The following is an 18,841-nucleotide window of genomic DNA, read 5'->3' as shown; positions in this document are numbered from 1 at the left end:
CCTCGTGATGAGGCATGCACTGGCGTCATGGCTTCAATGAGTTTTTATCGATAGTCAGCTGTTTTGCACGACCTCAGGATGAAGCTGTCGGCGCCGCCCTTGCCCTTTGAAACCGGGGGCTTCAAGCAGCTCCGACCGCGCGGATGCAAGGGTTGCGACCCACCTCATACTTACAAAAACAAAGGGAGTCCTTCATGGGCGAGCATGATCTGAACCGACGTCAATTCATCAAAACCGTGGGTGTGGCGTCCGTAGCCGCCGCGGCCATGAGCCTGCCCTTCGTCCGGGCCAATGCCAGCGACACGCGCTTCCAGGGCAAGACCTTGCGCCTGCTGACCTGGTCCGACGACACCGGCCTGGCCGCACTGCGCAACATCGCAGCCACCTTCGAAGACAAGTACGGTTGCAAGGTCATCGCCGACCGCACCGGCAGCACCTCGGAAATGGTCGCCAAACTCAAGGCTGCCGGTGATCGTCCACAGTACGACGTCATCACCTTGGCCGGCGTCGGCGCCGAAGGCCTGGCCGCCGCCGGGCTGCTGGAAAAACCCGACCTCAACCGCATTCCCAACCTGGTCGACGTGCCGGAGAAATACCGCACCGGCGCCAGTGGCCACGGCATCGGTTACCTGCTGTGGTGCAACAGCCTGGTCTACAGCACCCGCACCGTGAAGGAGGCGCCGCAGAGCTATGCCGCCCTGTGGGACGCGGACCTGTCGCCGAACATCTTCCTGCCGCCACCGAACTGGACCGAGGCGATGGACCTGATCATCATCGCCGCCAAACTGGCCGGTGGTGACGAACACAACATCGAGCCGGGCTTCAAGAAGCTCGCCGAACTCAAGGATCGCGTGGTGACCCTGGGTGAAAACCCGAACCAGATCGCCGAGCTGTTCCGCACCGGTTCCCTGGACATGGGCGGGTTGTACGCACCGGCGTTTTTCCCGAAACAGATCCGCGATCCGGCTTACGGTCTGGGCGCCACCTTTGGCATGAAGGAAGGCTTCTACACCGACCTGATGCTGTCGGTGATGCCGAAGAATCGCCCGGGCGATACCGACCTGGTCTACGCCTTCATCAACCACTCCCTGGACCCGCTGGTGCAGGGCAAGATGGCCGAGGACATCTACAACGGTCCGGTCAATGCCAAGGCAATCATCTCCGCCGAAGCGCGCAAGAGCCCGTACATCCTCACGCCGGAGCAGATTGCCGAGAAGGCGATCATGCACGACAACGCCTTCCTGGCCTCCGTGCATGACCAATGGATTCGTCGTTATACGGAAATCTTTTCTTCCTGATCGAGTGGCGAACACAGGATCTTCAACCACCGAAGATCCCCTGTGGGAGCGAGCTTGCTCGCGATTGCTGACTGTCATTCAACATTGATGTCGACTGATACACCGCTATCGCGAGCAAGCTCGCTCCCACAGGGGCCGAAGTGGTTTTGAGGGCTGTGTTTGCCAGCTGCTTTCCATTGACGAGACCACTGCCATGGAACACCAACCTCTGACACACCCGATAAGCGCGGCACCTGTGCGCATCAACCGGGGCGTTTCGCCGACGACCCGCGCCTGGTTATTCCTCTCGCCGTCGATGCTGTTTCTGGGCGTGCTGATTGCCGCCAGCCTGCTGGTCCTGCGCATGAGCGTGGGCACCAAGGGCGCGGAATGGACCGGGTTCAGCCTGGCCAGTTACGCCCAGCTGCTGGAACCCTATTACCTCAAATCCTTGCTGCTGACCCTGCGCCTGGCCCTGATCAGCGCGGTGATCGCGGTGGTGCTGGCGATCCCGGTGGCCTACACCATGTCGCGGCTGACCTCGCCCTTTGCGCGCCGGATCTTCCTCGCGGCGGTGCTGTTGCCGTTGCTGGTCAACCTGCTGCTGCAAAGCTATGGCTGGCTGGTGATCCTGGGTCCTGGCGGCATGCTCAACCAGGCGCTGATGGGCCTGGGCCTGATCAAGCGGCCGATCATGCTGCTGTACAACCAGAATGGCGTGCTGATGGGCCTGGTGCAGACGGCCTTCCCGCTGGCGGTGCTGCCGATTGCCAGCGCCATGCGCGGCGTCGCCCGTACTTATGAAGAAGCCGCTGCAACCCTGGGTGCGAGCCGCTGGCAGGTGTTCCGTCAAGTGGTGTTGCCGATGAGCATGCCGGGGATCATCACTGGCGCGACGCTGGTCTTCGCCTACAACGCCAGCAGCTTCGTGGTACCGCTGCTGCTCGGTGGCCGGCGCGTGCCGATGCTGGCGGTGATGGTGCATGACCAGATCGCCCCGCTGATGAACTGGCCTGCCGCCTCCGCTGCCGGTGTGGTGTTGATCGTCACCACGCTCGCGATCATGACCTTGTCCGAATTTATCACCGGCCGTCGTCGGCGCATGCTGGAGGCTTCCCAATGAGCACCCTGACCAAGAAACGTTATGGGCTGCTGCCCGGGGAGACCGGCAAGTTTGCCGGCATCCTGTCGGGCTTCATCCTGCTGCTGGCGGTATTGCCGATCCTGACCATGATCGTGATGTCGTTCAGCGGAGCGTCGAACCTCGACTTCCCGCCGAGCAGCTACAGCCTGCAATGGTACAAGGCCGCCTGGCACACCTTTGTCTCGCCGGACTCCAGCGATGTGCTGAGCCTGGGCAAGGCCATGAGCACCAGCCTGATGGTCGCTTGCCTGACCATGGTCTTCGCCACCATTGTCGCGGTGCCGGCCGCTTATGCGCTGACCCGTTGCGAGTTCCGCGGCAAGGCCGTCGCACTGCAGCTGATGTCGTTGCCCCTGGTGTTCCCGATGGTGGTGTTGGGCCTGGCGTTGCTGCTGGTGTTCGACAGCCTGCCATTCCAGATGACCACCTCGCGATTGGTGATTGCCCACGTGATCCTGGCGTTGCCGTTCGTGGTGAAAAACTGCACCGCCGCGATGCTCTCCATCGGCAGCGAAGTCGAAGAGGCCGCGCAAATGCTCGGCGCTTCACCGCTGCGGGCGATTGTCGATGTGGTGGTGCCGTTGATGAAGTCGGGGATCCTCGCGGGGATGCTGCTGGCGTTCATCGTCTCGTTCAACGAATTCACCGTGACCTATTTCCTTTACACCATCGACGTCATGACCGTGCCGATCTGGATGTACAGCCGCACCGTGTCTTCGCTCGACCCTACCGTTTTCTCGTTTGCCGTGCTGATCGTGCTGATCGACTTCGTCCTGATCTGGGCGTTGGAGAAGCTGGTCGGTGAAGGCGGCGTTTCGTTCTGATTTCTTGAGGTGATTCATATGTCTGGTCTGATTCTGGAAAACGTCGAGAAACATTACGGCTCGGCCTGCGCGGTAAAGGATGTGAACCTGCATTTGCCCGAGGGCAAACTGGTGTGTTTCCTCGGCCCGTCGGGCTGCGGCAAAACCACCTTGCTGCGCATGATCGCCGGGCTTGAAACCCTGAGCGGTGGCGAGATTCGCCTGGACGGTGAAGACATCGGCCACACCCCGGCGCACCAGCGCAATTTCGGCATGGTGTTTCAATCCCTGGCGCTGTTCCCGCACATGACCGTGGGGGAAAACATCGCCTATCCGCTGAAACTGCGCGGGGTCGGCAAGGCTGAGCAGCAGGCGCGGGTGGTGGAGCTGCTGCAACTGATTCAACTGCAGGAAATGATCGACCGCCCGGTGTCGAAACTCTCCGGCGGCCAACGCCAGCGCGTGGCGATTGCCCGGGCGATTGCCAATCACCCGAAAATCCTGTTGCTCGATGAACCGTTGTCGGCATTGGATGCCAAGCTGCGCGAATCCATGCAGGTGGAAATCCGCCAACTGCAACAGCGCCTCAACATCACCACCATCATGGTGACCCATGATCAGCGTGAAGCCATGACCATGGCGGATATCGTCGTCGTGCTGGGCGAGCATCGCGTGCAGCAAGTGGGGACGCCGATCGAGATCTACCGCCATCCGGCCAACGAATTCGTCGCGGACTTCATCGGCTCGGGCAACATTTTCCCGGCCACCGCGCTGGGCAATGGCAGGGTGAGCTTGCCGGGTGGCGATGCGCTGCAAGTGCCGATCTGCAGCAGCATCGTGGTGGGGGAGAAGGTCAGGATGCTGATCCGCCCTGAAGACCTGCAACTGTCGCAGCCGCAAGCGACGGCGGGCAATCGGTTGCTGGGCAAGGTGACGTTCGTGCGTGATATCGGCGCGACGATTGAAACCACCGTGGAGTGTTCCGGGGTGTCGTTTACGGCGTTGAGCACGCCGTGCCAGGGATTTGGGTTGAGCATCGGCAATCCGGTGTCGGTGACCTTGCCGGCTGAGGCGTGCCGCGTGCTCGGCGCCTGACGCTGTAGGAGCGAGCGGTGCGGCGACCCGACTTGCCCGCGAAGAACGATAACGCGGTTATTCAGACAGACCGCGGCGGACCGTTCGCGGGCAAGTCGGGTCGCCGCACCGCTCGCTCCTACATTAGGGTCGTGTGTGAATCAGATCAAACCGTCAACCGCAACCGCGCCAGATCCCTCAACGGCGGCGCCCCGAACAACCGGCTGTACTCCCGGCTGAATTGCGAGGGGCTTTCATACCCCACCCGATACCCCGCCGCCGACGCTTCCAGCCCTTCGGCCAGCATCAACCGCCGCGCCTCCTGCAAGCGCAACTGCTTCTGATACTGCAACGGACTCATCGCCGTCATGGCCTTGAACCGATGATGCAAGGTCGACACGCTCAGGTTCACTTCCTTGGCCAGGTCATCGATGCGCAGCGGTTGCTCATAGTTGCCGTTGAGCCATTTGATCGCCTGGCTGATGCGATGGCTCTGGCTGTTGGCGATGGCAATTTCGTACAGTCGATGGCCCTGCTGGCTGCGCAACAGTCGATAGAGAATTTCCCGGCGAATCAGCGGTGCGAGCATGGCGATGTCTTTCGGTGTGTCCAGCAGGCGAGCCAGGCGCAATACGGCGTCAAGCATCGCCGTGTCTATCCGTTCGACATACAGGCCGCGCCCCGTGGGCCGTGTGGGCACGCCAAGCGGGCCTGCATCGGCAATCAGGGCGGTGATTTGCGCCGGGTCGATATCCAGCCGCACGGCGAGGATGGGTTCCTCGGGGGACACATTCACCACCCGTCCGCTCAAGGGCATCGACACCGACACCACCAGGTAATTCAGCGGGTCGTAGTTGAAGAACTCGTTGGCCAGCCGTACTTCCTTGCGCCCCTGGGCCATGATGCACAACGCCGGTTGCGCCAGCACCGGGGCAAACTCATGGGACTGGCTGTGGCGCGACATGAACAGCGAGCCGACGGCCGTGGCATACGTGCCATCGTCCTGGGTGTTGCGGCGGATGATGGCGGCCAGTTCCGTACGCTGCTTTTCCATGTCGGCGTCCAGCGGAGCCTGAAACTGATCGAGTGACGACATGCAGGCATCCTCTTTGAGGCGTGGGTAATGAGCAAAGCTTAAGTTTGTGCAAGACACTGCGGTAGACACATCCTGCGAAAAGCTTGCCTGATTCTGCACGGGCTGGAGAGGGTGCGCTGCCATGTCCGTTCAATGCCTGTAAAACTTGCTTGAAAGTCGTATGACAGCCCTGTGACGTGTTTTACACGTTGTTACAGGTGCCGGATGCAGCCGCGCAGGATTGTGCAACAAGCCGGCAGGAATCGACTAACGGGGCGGCGCCCGGGCGCTTAACCTTGGATCCTGTCGCAGCCCGTCCCACGGCTGCGGTCGACTACCTGGGAGGGTTGAACATGTCTACGCAGATCCCCGTCAGTCATATGGCCTTTGTCCGCGCCCGCGCCGGTCGTTCGGCAGAACTCGGTGCGCGCCTGAGTGCCTTGATCGAGCCATCACGCAGCGCACCGGGGTGCCTGAGCTTTGCCTTGCAGCATTCGCAATGCGATCCCGAGTTGTGGCTGGTGTCCGGTTTCTGGGTTAATCAGCAGGCCATGACGGCCTATTTCAGTAGCCCGGCCATGGATATTTTTGCCGAGCTGGTTCAGGAGATGGTGGTCAACAGCCTGGATTTCCATACCTTTAAGGACGTCTCGGTGGGCCAGGCGCTCAGCCACCCACAGGCACCGGTACACAAACTGGCCGGTTGAGGGTTTAATGGCTCAATTCTCCATTCAGCCAGGATCCGCGACATGGCACGCAAAGCCTTTGAAACCTTCGAAGCCGTATCTGCCGTAGTACCCCGTGAAGGCGGTTATCACGCCGCAATCGCCACCAAGGCCATCGGTGGTTCGGGTGCACCGCGCTTTCACAAACTGCTCGAAGAACAGACCTTCAAAACTGCCCATGAAGCCGATGAGGCCGCAGCCAAAGAGCTGACCCGTCTCAGGGACGTCAGCGAAGACGGCGACCTGATCTGGTAATTATTTGACCGCCCCCGGGCGGAACATCTTGAACAATGCCTCAGGCCCCAGCTGGAAATAATCCGCTGGCCCGCCACCGCGCAGAATCGGTTCTGCCGCGGCGGTGTCGTACACCCCGTCCTTTAACAACCATTTGGCGATATGCACGGCGACCACTTCGCCAAGGATCAACCAGCTGGGCACCACGTTTCCGTCGGCCCGCTGCAACTGAATGATCTGGGTGACCTTGCACTCGAACGACACCGGACTTTCCGCTACCCGTGGTACCTGAATGATTTTCGAGGCGGCGGGCGTCAATCCGGACAGTTCGAACTCATTGACCTCTGGCGCGACCATGGCGCAGCTCTGGTTCATTTGCTCGGCCAGTGGCCGGGTCGCCAGGTTCCAGGCGAACTCGCCGGTCTGTTCGATGTTGTTCAGGCTGTCTTTGCGCCCGACGCTGGAAAAACCAATGATCGGCGGAATGTAATTGAAGGCGTTGAAGAAGCTGTAGGGGGCCAGGTTCAAATGGCCGCTGGCATCCTGTGAAGAAATCCAGCCGATGGGGCGCGGGCCGACGATCGCATTGAACGGATCGTGGGGCAGGCCGTGGCCATTGGCGGGTTCGTAGAAGTGGATGTCGTCGGGCATGGAGAGGGTTCCTGGAGGCTGATTCGCGGACCGGGCCATAGTGCAAGGACGAGCGCGTTATTTCCAGTCGACGTGCCCTTGTAGGAACGAGGCTTGCCCGCGAAGAGGCCATTTCATCCAACTATTTATTGCCAGACATACCGCCTTCGCGGGCAAGCCTCGCTCCTACGAGGATGCGTTGAGCCTGGAGTTTTGTGTTCCTCCAGACATGAAAAAACCCGGCCGAAGCCGGGCTGTGAACCTTCCATCCATTATCCGTCGCTGGCTTTTGCTTTGTCGGTGTTAACTGAATCTTCAACTGCATAAGTGCCCGACCGGGTGCTTTCCGCGGGGGTGTGGGCCTGGGCGGTGAAGGCGGCCGAGCCGGTTTTGTCGTAACCGTCGGCGGCGTAGGTGTTGGCTGCCAGAACGGCAAGGATCAGGGAGAGGAACAGTTTGGTTTTCATGGGGCACTCCAGGTGCTTATAAATCAGACACCTGGAGGGTCCATGGAGGGCATTAACCGACGATTAATCCGGCTTCGCGCTTGTGTGACAGTTTGTTTACATCAGGATCAGTCCGTCTCGATCCGCGAATGCTTGCGGGTGTCTTTCATGGTGATGTAGACCAGCAGCGACACGGCAATGCACGCAGTGACATACCAGTAGTAGCCGGTTTCCATACCGATGCTCTTGAACCACAGCGCGATGTATTCAGCGGTGCCGCCGAAGATCGACACGGTCAGTGCGTACGGCAAACCAACGCCCAGCGCACGGATTTCCGTCGGGAACAGTTCGGCTTTGACCACCGCGTTGATCGAGGTGTAGCCGCTGACGATGATCAGTGCCGCCATGATCAGGAAGAACGCGCCCCACCAGGTGGTGATGGTATGAAGGGTGGTGAGGATCGGCACGGTGAACAGCGTCCCCAGGATGCCGAAGGCAATCAGGATTGGCCGACGACCGATTTTATCCGACAGCCCGCCAACGAGCGGTTGCAGGCACATGAACAGGAACAGCGTGGCAGCCGAGATGGTGGTGGAGTCGGAGATGCTCATGCCGACCGTGTTCACCAGGTATTTCTGCATGTAGGTGGTGTAGGTGTAGAACGCCAGGGTGCCGCCCATGGTCAGGCCGACCACGGTCATCAGTTCCTTCGGATGGCGCATCAAGGTGCGCATGGCGCTTTCCTTGGCCTTCTCTTTCTTGGTGAACGACTCGGTTTCTTCCATGCCGCGACGCAGGTACAGCGCAACGACGGCACACAGCGCGCCGATGGCGAACGGAATGCGCCAGCCCCAGGCGTACAACTCTTCGGTGGTGAGGGTGTTTTGCAGCACGATCAGCACGCCCAGCGCGATGAGCTGACCCGAGATCAGGGTCACGTACTGGAAGCTGGAGAAGAAGCCGCGACGTTCCTTGGTGGCCATTTCGCTGAGGTAAGTCGCCGAGGTGCCGTACTCGCCACCGACCGACAGGCCCTGCAGCAAGCGGGCAAACACCAGCAGGATCGGCGCGCCGATGCCGATGGTTTCATAGCCGGGGCTCAGGGCGATCAGCAGCGAGCCGAAGCACATCAGGTAGACCGACGCCATCAACGCGGCTTTGCGCCCGACTTTGTCGGCATACAGGCCCATCAGCCAGCCGCCGATCGGGCGCATCAGGAAGCCCACGGCGAAGATGGCGGCCGTGTTCAGAAGCTGGGCGGTGGTGTCGCCTTTGGGGAAAAAGGCCTTGGCGAAGTACAGGGAGAAGGCAGCGTAGACATACCAGTCATACCACTCGACCATGTTGCCCACAGAGCCGCTGAAGATCGACTTGATGCGGCTGGCGGTGGTTCTTGCTTTGACCGGCGCGGCAACCGACCCAAGGGGCAGGGTATTGGAGTTATCCATTGAAGGATCCTTCGTTTAATTGTTTTTGTGGAGCGCGATTAAACGCGGCCTGCAGGGGCTATAGCAGGAGCTGTGCCAATTGGGGGAGGGCCGGTTTAGAGGGGTTTGCAGGACTATATGAGCGGAAATCCGCTCATCGCAGAGAGGGTGTGAGCGGAAAATTGCTTATCAGGGGGGCGGGATTTATTCTGCCTGTACCGGACTCTTCGCGGGCAAGCCCGCTCCCACAGGGATTGTTGTCGACCACAAATTTTGTGTTCACAAACAATACCTGTGGGAGCTGGCTTGCCAGCGAAAGGGCCGGTACAGGCGCCACAAAACTCAGCTGTCGGGCACAAACATCTCGCGGGTCAAACCATGCCGCTGCATCTTTTCATTGAAGGTTCGGCGCGGCAGTTGCAGTTCTTCGAGCACCGCTTTCACATCACCTTTGTGCCGGGTCAATGCCGCGCGCAGGCAGTGCGCCTCAAACGCTTCCTGCTGCGCCGCCAGCGATTGCCCGGGCTCGACGCCCGGTGGTTCCGGCTCGTCCAGTCCCAGCACCTGCCGCTCGGCGACATTCGCCAGTTCACGCACGTTGCCCGGCCAGTCGTGGCTCAGCAGATGGCTCAACTGCGGCCCGCTCAACGGGGGGAAGGTGCGCCCCAGGCGCTCGGCGGCGCTGTGCGCAAACGACTCGAACAACAGTGGAATGTCTTCGCGCCGATCGCGCAACGGTGGCAAGCGCAATTCGGCCACGTTCAGGCGATAGGCCAGATCCTCACGAAAACGTCCGGCCCGCGCTTCGTCCAGCAAGTCGGGTTTGGTCGCGGCAATGATCCGCAAATCCACGCGGATGCTCTGGTTGGAGCCCAGTCGCTCGAGCTTCTGCTCCTGCAACACCCGCAGCAATTTCACCTGCTGGGCCAGGGGCATGCTTTCGATTTCATCGAGAAACAGCGTGCCGCCATCGGCGTATTCGAGTTTGCCGATGCGCTTGCCCTGAGCGCCGGTGAACGCGCCGCTTTCATGACCGAACAGCTCGGCCTCGAACAACTGTTCGGGAATCGCCGCGCAGTTCAACGCCACAAAGGGCTTGGCTGCTCGTGGTCCGAAATCATGCAGGCAACGGGCAACCAGCTCCTTGCCACTGCCGGTTTCACCGCGGATCAGCACGTTGACCGGCAGCGCCGCCAGGTCCAGCACCTGTCGACGCAAGGTCTGCAGGCTCCGGGATACACCCAGCAACGTGGCATCGAGTCTGGCGCGATTGTCTGCCTGCGCGTGCAGGGCCCGGTTTTCCAGGACCAGCCGGCGCTTGTCCAGCGCGCGCCGCAGGCTGCCCAGCAGGGTCTCGGGGCTGAAGGGCTTTTCGAGGAAATCGTAGGCGCCATCGCGCATCGCTTCGACCGCCATCGGCACATCGCCGTGGCCGGTCAGCAGGATCACCGGCAGATCGGCATCCCGGCGCTGCACTTCGGCCAGCAGTTCCAGGCCGGTCATGCCGGGCATGCGCACGTCGCTGAGGATCACCCCGGGGAAATGTTCCGGCAACTGCGCCAGGCATTCATCGGCACGGCTGAACAGCTGCACCTCGAAACCCGACAGACTCAGCCATTGTTCGACGGCGTCGCGGATGCTGCTTTCATCGTCGACCACTATCACTGAATTCAGCATGCGCCATTGGCCTCTGGATCGATCGGCAAGGTGAGGGTGAATACCGCGCCGTTGACGTGATTATCGGCACTCAGGCGTCCACCCGATTCGTGCACGATGGCGAAGGATACCGCCAGACCGATGCCCAGGCCATCGCCCACCGGTTTGGTGGTGAAGAACGGATCGAACACCTTCGCCAGATTTTCCTCGGCGATGCCAGTGCCATTGTCGATCACGCTCAGACGCCACTGTTGTTCGTCTGCTTCGAGGCGGATTTCCAGGCGTTTGCAGGGTTTGTCCCGCATCGCGTCGAGGGCGTTGCGCAGCAGATTGATCAGCACCTGTTCCAGGCGGATCGCATCACCGCGTACCCAGGCCGGACGTGTCAGGTGCAGCACGGTGCTGACCTGCTCATCGCGCAGCCGGGTATCGAGCAGCTCAAGGGATTGGTCCACCACCGCCGCCAGGTCGAGGCGTTCGCGCAAGCCACTTGGGCTTTTGCGGGCGAAGGTTTTCAAATGACCGGTGAGGGCGGCCATGCGCGTCAGCATGTCATCCACCGGTTTGAGCGCCTTGTAAGCGTCGTCGACCCGGCCGTGATCGAGCAACAGTCGCAGCGTGGCAAGCTGCATGCGTTGCGCGGTCAGCGGTTGGTTGATTTCGTGGGCCAATGCGGCGGACATCTGGCCGAGGGCGGCGAGTTTGGCCGATTGCACCAGGCCGTCCTGGGCGGTGCGCAGGTCGCGGGTGCGTTCTTCGACTAATTGTTCGAGCTCTTCGCGGCTGCGCTGGCGCATTTTTGCCAGACGCCAGCGCTGGTTGAGGAACAGCAGCAGGAACACCAGTGCCAGCCACGAACCGGCAGCGGCGAGCGCGGCGTTGCGAATGTCTTCGAACGCGACTTGCGGGCGGCGCAACAGATGCAAGGTCCAGCCTTCGGCCGTCAGCGGCAGGGATTCCCACAGATAGTCGGCGTTGCCCTCCGGACCCTCGACTCGGGCGAGGTCACTGTTGTCATCGAAGCGGTGCAGCGATTCAAACTTCAACGGGGTCAGCGGCTGCTTGTCGTATTGGCGGGTGGCTTTCAACTCGGCGTGATCGCTATCGCTCAACGGTTGCAACAGGCGATAGCGCCAGCCCGGCTGATTGGCGATGAAAATGATTCCGCGGGCGTCACTGACCAGCAGCGTGTCGCTGCCCTGACGCCATTCGCGTTCCAGCTCCGGAAATTCAAGCTTCACCACCATCGCGCCGAGAAACCGGCCATCGTCATCGGTGACCGCACTGGACAGGAAGTAACCTGGAATGCCGCTGGTCACCCCCACCGCATAAAAGCGCCCGGTGCCCTGGGTGCGGGTCTGGCTGAAATAGGGGCGAAAACTGTAGTTGTGGCCGACGTAACTGCTGGGCAAGCGCCAATTGCTCGCGGCGATGGCAAGGCCGGTGTGATCGAGCAGTTCCAGGGTCGAGGATTGGGCTGCGCCGTTGATCTGTTCCAGTTTGCGATTCAACGCATCCTGCTGCTCAGGGCTCAGCGGGCCCTTGAGCGCCGAACGCAGTTCCGGGTCCAGGGCGAGCACGACGGGCAGGGCGCGGTAGCGTTCGATCAGGGTGTGCAGCGATGTGGCATAGAGACCCAATTGCTGGTTCGCGCGGGCAGCGTCTTCCACCAGGGCCTGGCGTTCGGCGTGACGTATGGCCAGGGTGGCTGCGAGGACTGCGCCAGCCAGGATTAAAAAGACGTACAGCGTCAGGCGCAGGGGGCGGGAAGACTCGAACATGCGGGGCATTACACAATGTATACGGAGGGCGCGCACCATAACATGAGCACCGTGCCTCCTGTAGGAGCTTGCTCGCGAAGTACTTGAGTGCGACGCGTCAAATCAGAATAAACACGTAGTCGTTCACGTCCTTCGCGAGCAAGCTTCGCTCCTACAGGGTGATGCGTGGCAAAAAAAAAGGCGACAGGAGCCTGCTCCTGTCGCCTTTTCTTTGTCAGTCGAAGCGCTTACTGCACTTCTACTGCCAGGCTTTCACTGATCTTTTTCTGCCAGATGGCAGGACCGGTGATGTGCACCGATTCACCCTTGCTATCCACCGCAACGGTTACCGGCATGTCTTTCACGTCGAACTCGTAGATCGCTTCCATACCCAGTTCGGCGAAAGCCACCACGCGGGATTTCTTGATGGCTTGCGCCACCAGGTAAGCCGCGCCGCCGACCGCCATCAGGTAGACGGCTTTGTGGTCCTTGATCGCTTCGATCGCGGTCGGGCCGCGTTCGGATTTGCCGATCATGCCCAGCAGGCCGGTTTGCTCGAGGATCTGACGGGTGAACTTGTCCATCCGCGTCGCGGTGGTCGGACCGGCAGGGCCCACTACTTCTTCGCGCACCGGATCAACCGGGCCGACGTAGTAGATGAAGCGACCCTTGAGGTCCACCGGCAGGGTTTCACCCTTGTTCAGCATCTCGACCATGCGCTTGTGCGCAGCGTCGCGACCGGTGAGCATCTTGCCGTTGAGCAGGACGGTTTCGCCCGGCTTCCAGCTCTGCACGTCTTCCGGGGTCAGGGTATCGAGGTTGACGCGACGGGCCGACGGGCCTGCTTCCCAGACGATTTCCGGGTAGGCGTCCAGCGGTGGCGCTTCCAGGGAGGCCGGACCGGAGCCATCCAGCACGAAGTGCGCGTGACGGGTGGCGGCGCAGTTCGGGATCATGCACACCGGCAACGAAGCTGCGTGTGTCGGGTAATCCATGATTTTCACGTCGAGCACGGTGGTCAGGCCACCCAGGCCCTGGGCGCCGATGCCCAGTTGGTTGACCTTCTCGAACAGCTCCAGGCGCATCTCTTCGATACGGTTGGACGGGCCGCGCTTCTTCAGCTCATGAATGTCGATGGATTCCATCAACACTTCCTTGGCCATCACTGCGGCTTTCTCGGCGGTGCCGCCGATGCCGATGCCGAGCATGCCCGGTGGGCACCAGCCGGCGCCCATTTCCGGGACGGTCTTCAGCACCCAGTCGACAATCGAGTCGGACGGGTTGAGCATGGCCATTTTCGACTTGTTCTCGGAACCGCCGCCCTTGGCCGCCACGTCCACTTCCACGGTATTGCCCGGAACGATGGAGTAGTGGATAACGGCCGGGGTGTTGTCCTTGGTGTTCTTGCGAGCGCCCGCCGGGTCGGCGAGGATCGAAGCGCGCAGGACGTTTTCCGGCAGGTTGTAAGCCCGGCGCACGCCTTCGTTGATCATGTCGTCCAGGCCCATGGTGGCGCCATCCCAACGCACGTCCATGCCCACGCGGACGAAGACGGTGACGATGCCGGTGTCCTGGCAGATCGGGCGGTGGCCGGTGGCACACATGCGCGAGTTGATCAGGATTTGCGCCATGGAGTCACGGGCCGCTGGCGATTCTTCGCGCAGGTAGGCTTCGTGCATCGCCTGGATGAAGTCGACGGGGTGGTAATAGGAAATGAACTGCAGGGCGTCGGCAACGCTCTGAATCAGGTCGTCTTGCTTGATCACGGTCATGAGTCGCGCTCCTCTAAAAGACGGGAACATTCAATAAGGTGCTTGCAGCTTGGGTGCATCGGTCGGTTGCAAGCACCTTTCAAGGCACGCCGGGCAAGCTGGCGCGACGCTAAAAAGGCGCGGCAGTATACCGCGCCTCGATGCCCTGCACACGCCTGCTCGGTCAAACGTTGGTCGCATAGGTACACTACAGCGGGGTAAGGGATGTGTTATTGATGCCGACGGCATAGGAGAATGTGGATGCCTGAATTACGAGTCGGCGCGCGCCAATGGTCGGTTGCGGCCGGTAGCAATCTGCTCGATGCCTTGAATCGCAACGGTGTGGCAGTGCCCTACAGCTGCCGCGCCGGTAGCTGTCATGCCTGCCTGGTGCAGTGTGTACAAGGGCTGCCGAGCGATAGCCGTCCCGACGCCTTGACCGCGGACCAGCGTCAGCAAGGCTGGCGCCTGGCGTGCCAGTGTCAGGTGGTCGAGGACTTGCAGGTACACACCTTCGACCCGCAGCAGGACGGACGACCGGCCCAGGTGGCCGCCGTTGATTGGTTGAGCAACAGTGTATTGCGTTTGCGCCTGACCCCCGAACGTCCTTTGCGCTACAGCGCCGGGCAGCATCTGGTGTTGTGGGCGGGCAACGTCGCGCGGCCCTATTCCCTCGCCAGCCTGCCGGAAGAGGACCGCTTCCTGGAGTTTCACCTCGACTGTCGCCAGCCTGGGGAATTCAGCGATGCGGCCCGTCTATTGAAGATCGGCGATGGGATCCGTCTCGGCGAGTTGCGCGGCGGGGCCTTGCATTACGATGTGGACTGGAACACCCGGCCGTTGTGGCTGATGGCCGCCGGTACCGGGCTGGGTCCGTTGTTCGGCATCTTGCGTGAAGCGTTGCGTCAGGACCACCAGGGCGCGATCCGTGTCATTCACCTGGCCCATGATGCCGATGAGCATTATCTGGCCAAACCCCTGCAAGCCATGGCCGCCAATCGCGCGAACCTCAGCGTCGAACTGTGGACCCCTGCCGAGTTGCCCGCGGCTTTGGCGCAACTGAGGCTTGTTTCCCGGCAAACCCAGGCTTTACTCTGCGGGGCCCCCGACAGTGTCGACGCCTTTGCCAGGCGCCTGTACCTGGCGGGACTGCCGCGCAATCAACTGCTGGCCGATGTTTTTCTGCCGCGCGGTTGAGCGCTGATTTTTTCGGACGCGAGACCTCCATGACCAATGCCATCCAACTTGAGCGCGAACGCGGCCTGCTGACCCTGCGTCTGAACCGCCCCGACAAGAAAAACGCCCTGACCCGCGCCATGTACAGCCACCTGGCCGAAGCGCTGGAACAGGCCGACAGGGACCCGGAAATCAACGCCGTGCTGATCACCGGGTCTGCCGAGTGTTTCACCGCCGGCAACGACATCGCCGATTTCCTGATGCAACCGCCGACCAGTCTCGACAGCCCGGTGTTTCATTTCATGCTCAGCCTGCTCGAATGCCGCAAACCGGTGATTGCCGCCGTGGCCGGTGCTGCGGTGGGCATTGGCACGACCATGCTGCTGCATTGCGATTTGGTGTACATCAGCGCGGATGCGCGCTTGCGCATGCCGTTCGTCAACCTCGGTTTGTGCCCGGAATTCGGTTCCAGCCTGATCCTGCCGCGGTTGCTGGGGCAGGCCAAAGCCGCGCAATTGTTGCTGCTGGGCGAAGGTTTCAGTGGTGAGCAAGCGGCCGCATGGGGCATTGCGACCGAAGCGCTGGACAGTGGTGAAGCGGCGTTGGCCAAGGCGCGGGAGATGGCGTTGCGGTTTGAAAAGTTGCCACCGGAAGCGGTACGGATCAGCAAGCAATTGATGAAAGCCCCGGACCGGGAGCAATTGCGCAAGGCCATAGAAGAAGAGGGCACATTGTTCACTCAGCGTTTGCGTTCGCCGGAAGCGATTGCGGCGTTGTCGGGGTTTATCAACCGGCATTGAATCTTCGCTGAATCGTCCGGCCTCATCGCTGGCAAGCCAGCTCCTACAGGGGATCTGTGAACGACTCCGACCAATTTAGGAGCTGGCTTGTCGGATCGCCGCACCGCAGCGAAGGCGTCCGCCCAGCCAATACATCTACCGGACCAGAAACCAAAAAGCCCCGCCATTCACATGGCAGGGCTTTTGTTTTTCAACAGCCGATCACTCAGACCTGCGGGTCGCCCACGTGCAGAATCTTCATGCCGTTGGTGCCGCCGGTGGTGTGGTAGCTGTCGCCCTTGGTCAGGATGACCCAGTCGCCTTTCTCCACGACGCCGCGCTTGACCAGCTCGTCGATCGCCTTCTGGCTGACTTCGTGTGGCTCCAGCGAGGCCGGGTCGAACGGAACGGTGTACACGCCACGGAACATCGCTGCGCGCGCCTGGGTTTCACGGTGCGGCGAAAACGCATAGATCGGCACCGAAGAACGGATGCGCGACATGATCAGCGGGGTATAGCCGCTTTCGGTCAATGCGATGATCGCTTTCACGCCAGGGAAGTGGTTGGCGGTGTACATGGTTGCCAGCGCAATGCTCTCGTCGCAGCGGGTGAATTCCTTGCCGATGCGGTGGCTGGAGGTCTTGCCGGTCGGGTGCTTTTCAGCGCCGATGCAGATGCGGGCCATGGCCTGCACAGCTTCCAGCGGATACAGACCGGCGGCACTTTCGGCCGACAGCATCACGGCGTCGGTGTAGTCGAGCACGGCGTTGGCCACATCGGACACTTCGGCGCGGGTCGGCATCGGGTTCTGGATCATCGACTCCATCATCTGGGTCGCCACGATCACGGCCTTGTTGTGGCGGCGCGCGTGCAGAATGATCTTCTTCTGAATGCCCACCAGCTCGGCGTCGCCGATTTCCACACCCAGGTCACCCCGGGCAACCATGACCGCATCGGAAGCCTGGATCAGGCCGTCGAGGGTTTCGTCATCGGCCACGGCTTCGGCGCGTTCGATCTTCGCCACCAGCCAGGCAGTGCCGCCGGCTTCGTCGCGCAGTTGACGGGCGTATTCCATGTCGGCGGCGTCACGGGGGAAGGACACGGCGAGGTAGTCCACCTGCATTTCTGCGGCGAGCTTGATGTCGGCCTTGTCTTTTTCGGTCAGCGCCGGTGCCGTCAGGCCACCGCCGCGACGGTTGATGCCTTTGTGGTCCGACAGCGGGCCACCGATCAGTACTGAGCAGTGCAATTCGGTTGCCGTGGCGGTGTCGACGCGCATGACCACGCGACCGTCATCGAGCAGCAGCTCGTCGCCCACACCGCAATCCTTGACCAGGTCCGGGTAGTCGATGCCGACCACGGTCTGGGTGCCTTCGGTCAGGGGATGGCTGGTGGAGAAGGTGAACTGATCACCGATCTTCAGCTCGATCTTCTTGTTGGTGAATTTGGCGATACGGATTTTCGGGCCTTGCAAGTCACCCAGCAGGGCGACGAAACGGCCGTGCTTGGCTGCCAGGTCACGCACCAGCTTCGCGCGAGCCTTGTGCTCGTCGGGGGTGCCGTGGGAGAAGTTCAGACGGGCGACGTCCAGGCCAGCCAGAATCAGCTGTTCGAGAACTTCCGGCGAGTTACTGGCCGGGCCAAGGGTAGCGACGATTTTGGTACGACGGACGGACATGCAAAGACTCCTGAGTTCAAGCGCTGAGTGAGGCTACTATGCTCTGCAGGTGTAGTCATTGTTCGTGTGCACTACTTTTTGTGAAGAACTTTGTGATTCGCTTGTTTCTTTAAATCGAACATTCCTGAAGATTTCCGTCAGCGGGTCGATACAGGGCTCAAGACAGGAGACTCCTCATGCGATTCGTGCTCATGGCCGCCCTTGCCCTCAGTGTCACGGGCTGCACCCGTTGGTCGATGAACCATCATTTGAATAACGCCTACAGCGCCTATGATCGCGGCAATTGCGAGCAGGTGATGCTCGAACTGTCCAAAGTCGAACGCGCAAGCAGGGCGCGGCCCTATGTGTGGCCGGAAGTGTCGATGATGCGCGGTTTGTGTCTTGAACGTCAGAAACTGTTCGTTGATGCCGCTCAGACTTATCAGTTCATCATCGCGTCGTACCCGCAGAGTGAATACGCCTTTCGCGCGAGCGCCCGGCTGGAAACCTTGCAATCGCTGGGTCATTATCCGCTGCGCAGTGCCGAGGTCGTTCGCCCGACCCGGTTCTGATGGCGGTCGCTATATTGAAGACTGGATCAGCGGCGGTGGTGAGCTATAGTCGAATGGATCGGTTTTAGAGCCGTGCCTCTAAACCGGGGAAACACCTGTGATCGGCAGGAGTAAGCGGCAGCGGTTCAAAGACTGTCGCACCAGGATCAGGGAGAGCGTGTCTTTCTTTATAGTGGGAGGCCCGTTCCGAAGCATTAGTGCGGCTCTGCTTAAGGGCCTTGCGTAGCGAATTCAACATGTTCACCGTCCGCCGTATCGAGCGGCATCAACTGCCGTATTTTCTTCGAGTGTTCAACAGCGTTACCGACAAACCCATTGGCTTTCTGGGTAACGTCTCCGAAGACGGGCTGATGCTCATCAGCCAGTTGCCGATGATGATCGGTGCCGATTTCGATTTGCGCCTGAAAATCCCTATGGCCGGTGGCTGCCACCAGGTGATCGACCTCAATGCCTGCTGCCTGTGGTGCCATGAAGACACCACCCCCCACCATTACGACGCCGGGTTTTGCCTGCAACGGGCACCGCCGGAGTATGGGCAATTGGTCGATGCGTTGAAGCAATACTTCAGTTTTCAACCGTTGCCGGCTTCGGCCTGAAGTCTGCGGCGCCCAGGCGATCATTTTCGCGAGCAAGCTCGCTCCCACAGTAGATTGGT

At 61.0% G+C, this 18,841-nt stretch carries 18 protein-coding genes; 10 read left to right on the top strand and 8 right to left on the bottom strand.

What is annotated here, in order from left to right; genetic code table 11:
- Nucleotides 1-194: 194 nt before the first annotated feature.
- The 4 genes from PMA3_RS23525 to PMA3_RS23510 all read left to right on the top strand — a co-directional run bounded on the left by PMA3_RS23525 (nt 195) and on the right by PMA3_RS23510 (nt 4,319).
- The gene (locus PMA3_RS23525) at nt 195-1,298 is read left to right on the top strand and encodes an ABC transporter substrate-binding protein (protein WP_064679433.1); all 1,104 of its coding nucleotides are present in this window, start codon (nt 195-197) and stop codon (nt 1,296-1,298) included.
- Between the two features lie 193 nt (nt 1,299-1,491).
- Nucleotides 1,492-2,400 carry an ABC transporter permease gene (locus PMA3_RS23520; RefSeq protein WP_064679432.1) on the top strand — a complete coding sequence of 303 codons (909 nt, stop codon included), beginning with the start codon at nt 1,492-1,494 and terminating at the stop codon, nt 2,398-2,400.
- Nucleotides 2,397-3,245 carry an ABC transporter permease gene (locus PMA3_RS23515; RefSeq protein ID WP_064679431.1) on the top strand — a complete coding sequence of 283 codons (849 nt, stop codon included), beginning with the start codon at nt 2,397-2,399 and terminating at the stop codon, nt 3,243-3,245. Before PMA3_RS23520 ends, PMA3_RS23515 begins: the two co-directional genes overlap by 4 nt.
- 18 nt (nt 3,246-3,263) lie before the next feature.
- Complete coding sequence (locus PMA3_RS23510; RefSeq protein ID WP_064679430.1) at nt 3,264-4,319, top strand: ABC transporter ATP-binding protein; 1,056 nt, start codon at nt 3,264-3,266, stop codon at nt 4,317-4,319.
- A gap of 145 nt (nt 4,320-4,464) precedes the next feature.
- Here the strand turns inward: PMA3_RS23510 and PMA3_RS23505 are convergent, their stop codons facing one another.
- Nucleotides 4,465-5,394: an AraC family transcriptional regulator gene (locus PMA3_RS23505; protein ID WP_064679429.1), complete on the bottom strand. Its 930-nt coding sequence runs from the start codon at nt 5,392-5,394 to the stop codon at nt 4,465-4,467.
- Between the two features lie 332 nt (nt 5,395-5,726).
- Between PMA3_RS23505 and PMA3_RS23500 the strand changes: the two genes are divergently transcribed.
- Nucleotides 5,727-6,080, top strand: a complete 354-nt coding sequence (locus PMA3_RS23500) for an antibiotic biosynthesis monooxygenase family protein (RefSeq protein WP_064679428.1) — start codon at nt 5,727-5,729, stop codon at nt 6,078-6,080.
- A gap of 42 nt (nt 6,081-6,122) precedes the next feature.
- Nucleotides 6,123-6,353, top strand: coding sequence for a hypothetical protein (locus PMA3_RS23495; RefSeq protein ID WP_008156042.1), 231 nt, complete (start codon nt 6,123-6,125; stop codon nt 6,351-6,353).
- Here PMA3_RS23495 and PMA3_RS23490 read toward each other — a convergent pair whose 3' ends face one another.
- The 6 genes from PMA3_RS23490 to PMA3_RS23465 all read right to left on the bottom strand — a co-directional run bounded on the left by PMA3_RS23490 (nt 6,354) and on the right by PMA3_RS23465 (nt 14,023).
- Nucleotides 6,354-6,983 carry a flavin reductase family protein gene (locus PMA3_RS23490; protein ID WP_064679427.1) on the bottom strand — a complete coding sequence of 210 codons (630 nt, stop codon included), beginning with the start codon at nt 6,981-6,983 and terminating at the stop codon, nt 6,354-6,356. It abuts the gene before it with no gap.
- Between the two features lie 251 nt (nt 6,984-7,234).
- Nucleotides 7,235-7,429 carry a hypothetical protein gene (locus PMA3_RS23485; RefSeq protein WP_064679426.1) on the bottom strand — a complete coding sequence of 65 codons (195 nt, stop codon included), beginning with the start codon at nt 7,427-7,429 and terminating at the stop codon, nt 7,235-7,237.
- A gap of 107 nt (nt 7,430-7,536) precedes the next feature.
- Nucleotides 7,537-8,856, bottom strand: a complete 1,320-nt coding sequence (locus tag PMA3_RS23480; RefSeq protein ID WP_064679425.1) for an MFS transporter — start codon at nt 8,854-8,856, stop codon at nt 7,537-7,539.
- A gap of 321 nt (nt 8,857-9,177) precedes the next feature.
- Nucleotides 9,178-10,512, bottom strand: coding sequence for a sigma-54-dependent transcriptional regulator (locus PMA3_RS23475; RefSeq protein ID WP_064679424.1), 1,335 nt, complete (start codon nt 10,510-10,512; stop codon nt 9,178-9,180).
- Nucleotides 10,506-12,272 carry an ATP-binding protein gene (locus PMA3_RS23470; RefSeq protein ID WP_064679423.1) on the bottom strand — a complete coding sequence of 589 codons (1,767 nt, stop codon included), beginning with the start codon at nt 12,270-12,272 and terminating at the stop codon, nt 10,506-10,508. Before PMA3_RS23470 ends, PMA3_RS23475 begins: the two co-directional genes overlap by 7 nt.
- Nucleotides 12,273-12,499: 227 nt before the next feature.
- Nucleotides 12,500-14,023, bottom strand: a complete 1,524-nt coding sequence (locus PMA3_RS23465) for a fumarate hydratase (RefSeq protein WP_008156025.1) — start codon at nt 14,021-14,023, stop codon at nt 12,500-12,502.
- Between the two features lie 240 nt (nt 14,024-14,263).
- On the opposite strand from PMA3_RS23465, the gene PMA3_RS23460 reads away from it, so the two are divergent.
- Nucleotides 14,264-15,199 (top strand): iron-sulfur-binding ferredoxin reductase, encoded by a 936-nt coding sequence (locus PMA3_RS23460; RefSeq protein ID WP_064679422.1) that lies wholly within the window; start codon nt 14,264-14,266, stop codon nt 15,197-15,199.
- A gap of 29 nt (nt 15,200-15,228) precedes the next feature.
- Nucleotides 15,229-15,978, top strand: a complete 750-nt coding sequence (locus tag PMA3_RS23455) for an enoyl-CoA hydratase-related protein (protein ID WP_064679421.1) — start codon at nt 15,229-15,231, stop codon at nt 15,976-15,978.
- Between the two features lie 205 nt (nt 15,979-16,183).
- Here the strand turns inward: PMA3_RS23455 and pyk are convergent, their stop codons facing one another.
- Entirely contained in the window at nt 16,184-17,635 is a 1,452-nt protein-coding gene (pyk, locus tag PMA3_RS23450; protein ID WP_064679420.1) for a pyruvate kinase, read from the bottom strand.
- 176 nt (nt 17,636-17,811) lie between these two features.
- Between pyk and PMA3_RS23445 the strand changes: the two genes are divergently transcribed.
- Nucleotides 17,812-18,186 carry a tetratricopeptide repeat protein gene (locus PMA3_RS23445; RefSeq protein ID WP_064679419.1) on the top strand — a complete coding sequence of 125 codons (375 nt, stop codon included), beginning with the start codon at nt 17,812-17,814 and terminating at the stop codon, nt 18,184-18,186.
- A 236-nt stretch (nt 18,187-18,422) separates the two neighbouring features.
- Nucleotides 18,423-18,782 carry a PilZ domain-containing protein gene (locus PMA3_RS23440; protein WP_064679418.1) on the top strand — a complete coding sequence of 120 codons (360 nt, stop codon included), beginning with the start codon at nt 18,423-18,425 and terminating at the stop codon, nt 18,780-18,782.
- The last annotated feature ends 59 nt before the right edge of the window (nt 18,783-18,841 follow it).

The sequence above is a fragment of the Pseudomonas silesiensis genome (assembly GCF_001661075.1).
GTDB classification, from domain to species: Bacteria; Pseudomonadota; Gammaproteobacteria; order Pseudomonadales; family Pseudomonadaceae; genus Aquipseudomonas; species Aquipseudomonas silesiensis.
This window is presented reverse-complemented; position numbering and strand designations above follow the sequence as displayed.

Coding starts and splice junctions, on each gene's coding strand:
- PMA3_RS23525 (WP_064679433.1), top strand. CDS start 195: ATGGGCGAGCATGATCTGAACCGACGTCAATTCATCAAAACCGTGGGT.
- PMA3_RS23520 (WP_064679432.1), top strand. CDS start 1,492: ATGGAACACCAACCTCTGACACACCCGATAAGCGCGGCACCTGTGCGC.
- PMA3_RS23515 (WP_064679431.1), top strand. CDS start 2,397: ATGAGCACCCTGACCAAGAAACGTTATGGGCTGCTGCCCGGGGAGACC.
- PMA3_RS23510 (WP_064679430.1), top strand. CDS start 3,264: ATGTCTGGTCTGATTCTGGAAAACGTCGAGAAACATTACGGCTCGGCC.
- PMA3_RS23505 (WP_064679429.1), bottom strand. CDS start 5,394: ATGTCGTCACTCGATCAGTTTCAGGCTCCGCTGGACGCCGACATGGAA.
- PMA3_RS23500 (WP_064679428.1), top strand. CDS start 5,727: ATGTCTACGCAGATCCCCGTCAGTCATATGGCCTTTGTCCGCGCCCGC.
- PMA3_RS23495 (WP_008156042.1), top strand. CDS start 6,123: ATGGCACGCAAAGCCTTTGAAACCTTCGAAGCCGTATCTGCCGTAGTA.
- PMA3_RS23490 (WP_064679427.1), bottom strand. CDS start 6,983: ATGCCCGACGACATCCACTTCTACGAACCCGCCAATGGCCACGGCCTG.
- PMA3_RS23485 (WP_064679426.1), bottom strand. CDS start 7,429: ATGAAAACCAAACTGTTCCTCTCCCTGATCCTTGCCGTTCTGGCAGCC.
- PMA3_RS23480 (WP_064679425.1), bottom strand. CDS start 8,856: ATGGATAACTCCAATACCCTGCCCCTTGGGTCGGTTGCCGCGCCGGTC.
- PMA3_RS23475 (WP_064679424.1), bottom strand. CDS start 10,512: ATGCTGAATTCAGTGATAGTGGTCGACGATGAAAGCAGCATCCGCGAC.
- PMA3_RS23470 (WP_064679423.1), bottom strand. CDS start 12,272: ATGTTCGAGTCTTCCCGCCCCCTGCGCCTGACGCTGTACGTCTTTTTA.
- PMA3_RS23465 (WP_008156025.1), bottom strand. CDS start 14,023: ATGACCGTGATCAAGCAAGACGACCTGATTCAGAGCGTTGCCGACGCC.
- PMA3_RS23460 (WP_064679422.1), top strand. CDS start 14,264: ATGCCTGAATTACGAGTCGGCGCGCGCCAATGGTCGGTTGCGGCCGGT.
- PMA3_RS23455 (WP_064679421.1), top strand. CDS start 15,229: ATGACCAATGCCATCCAACTTGAGCGCGAACGCGGCCTGCTGACCCTG.
- pyk (WP_064679420.1), bottom strand. CDS start 17,635: ATGTCCGTCCGTCGTACCAAAATCGTCGCTACCCTTGGCCCGGCCAGT.
- PMA3_RS23445 (WP_064679419.1), top strand. CDS start 17,812: ATGCGATTCGTGCTCATGGCCGCCCTTGCCCTCAGTGTCACGGGCTGC.
- PMA3_RS23440 (WP_064679418.1), top strand. CDS start 18,423: ATGTTCACCGTCCGCCGTATCGAGCGGCATCAACTGCCGTATTTTCTT.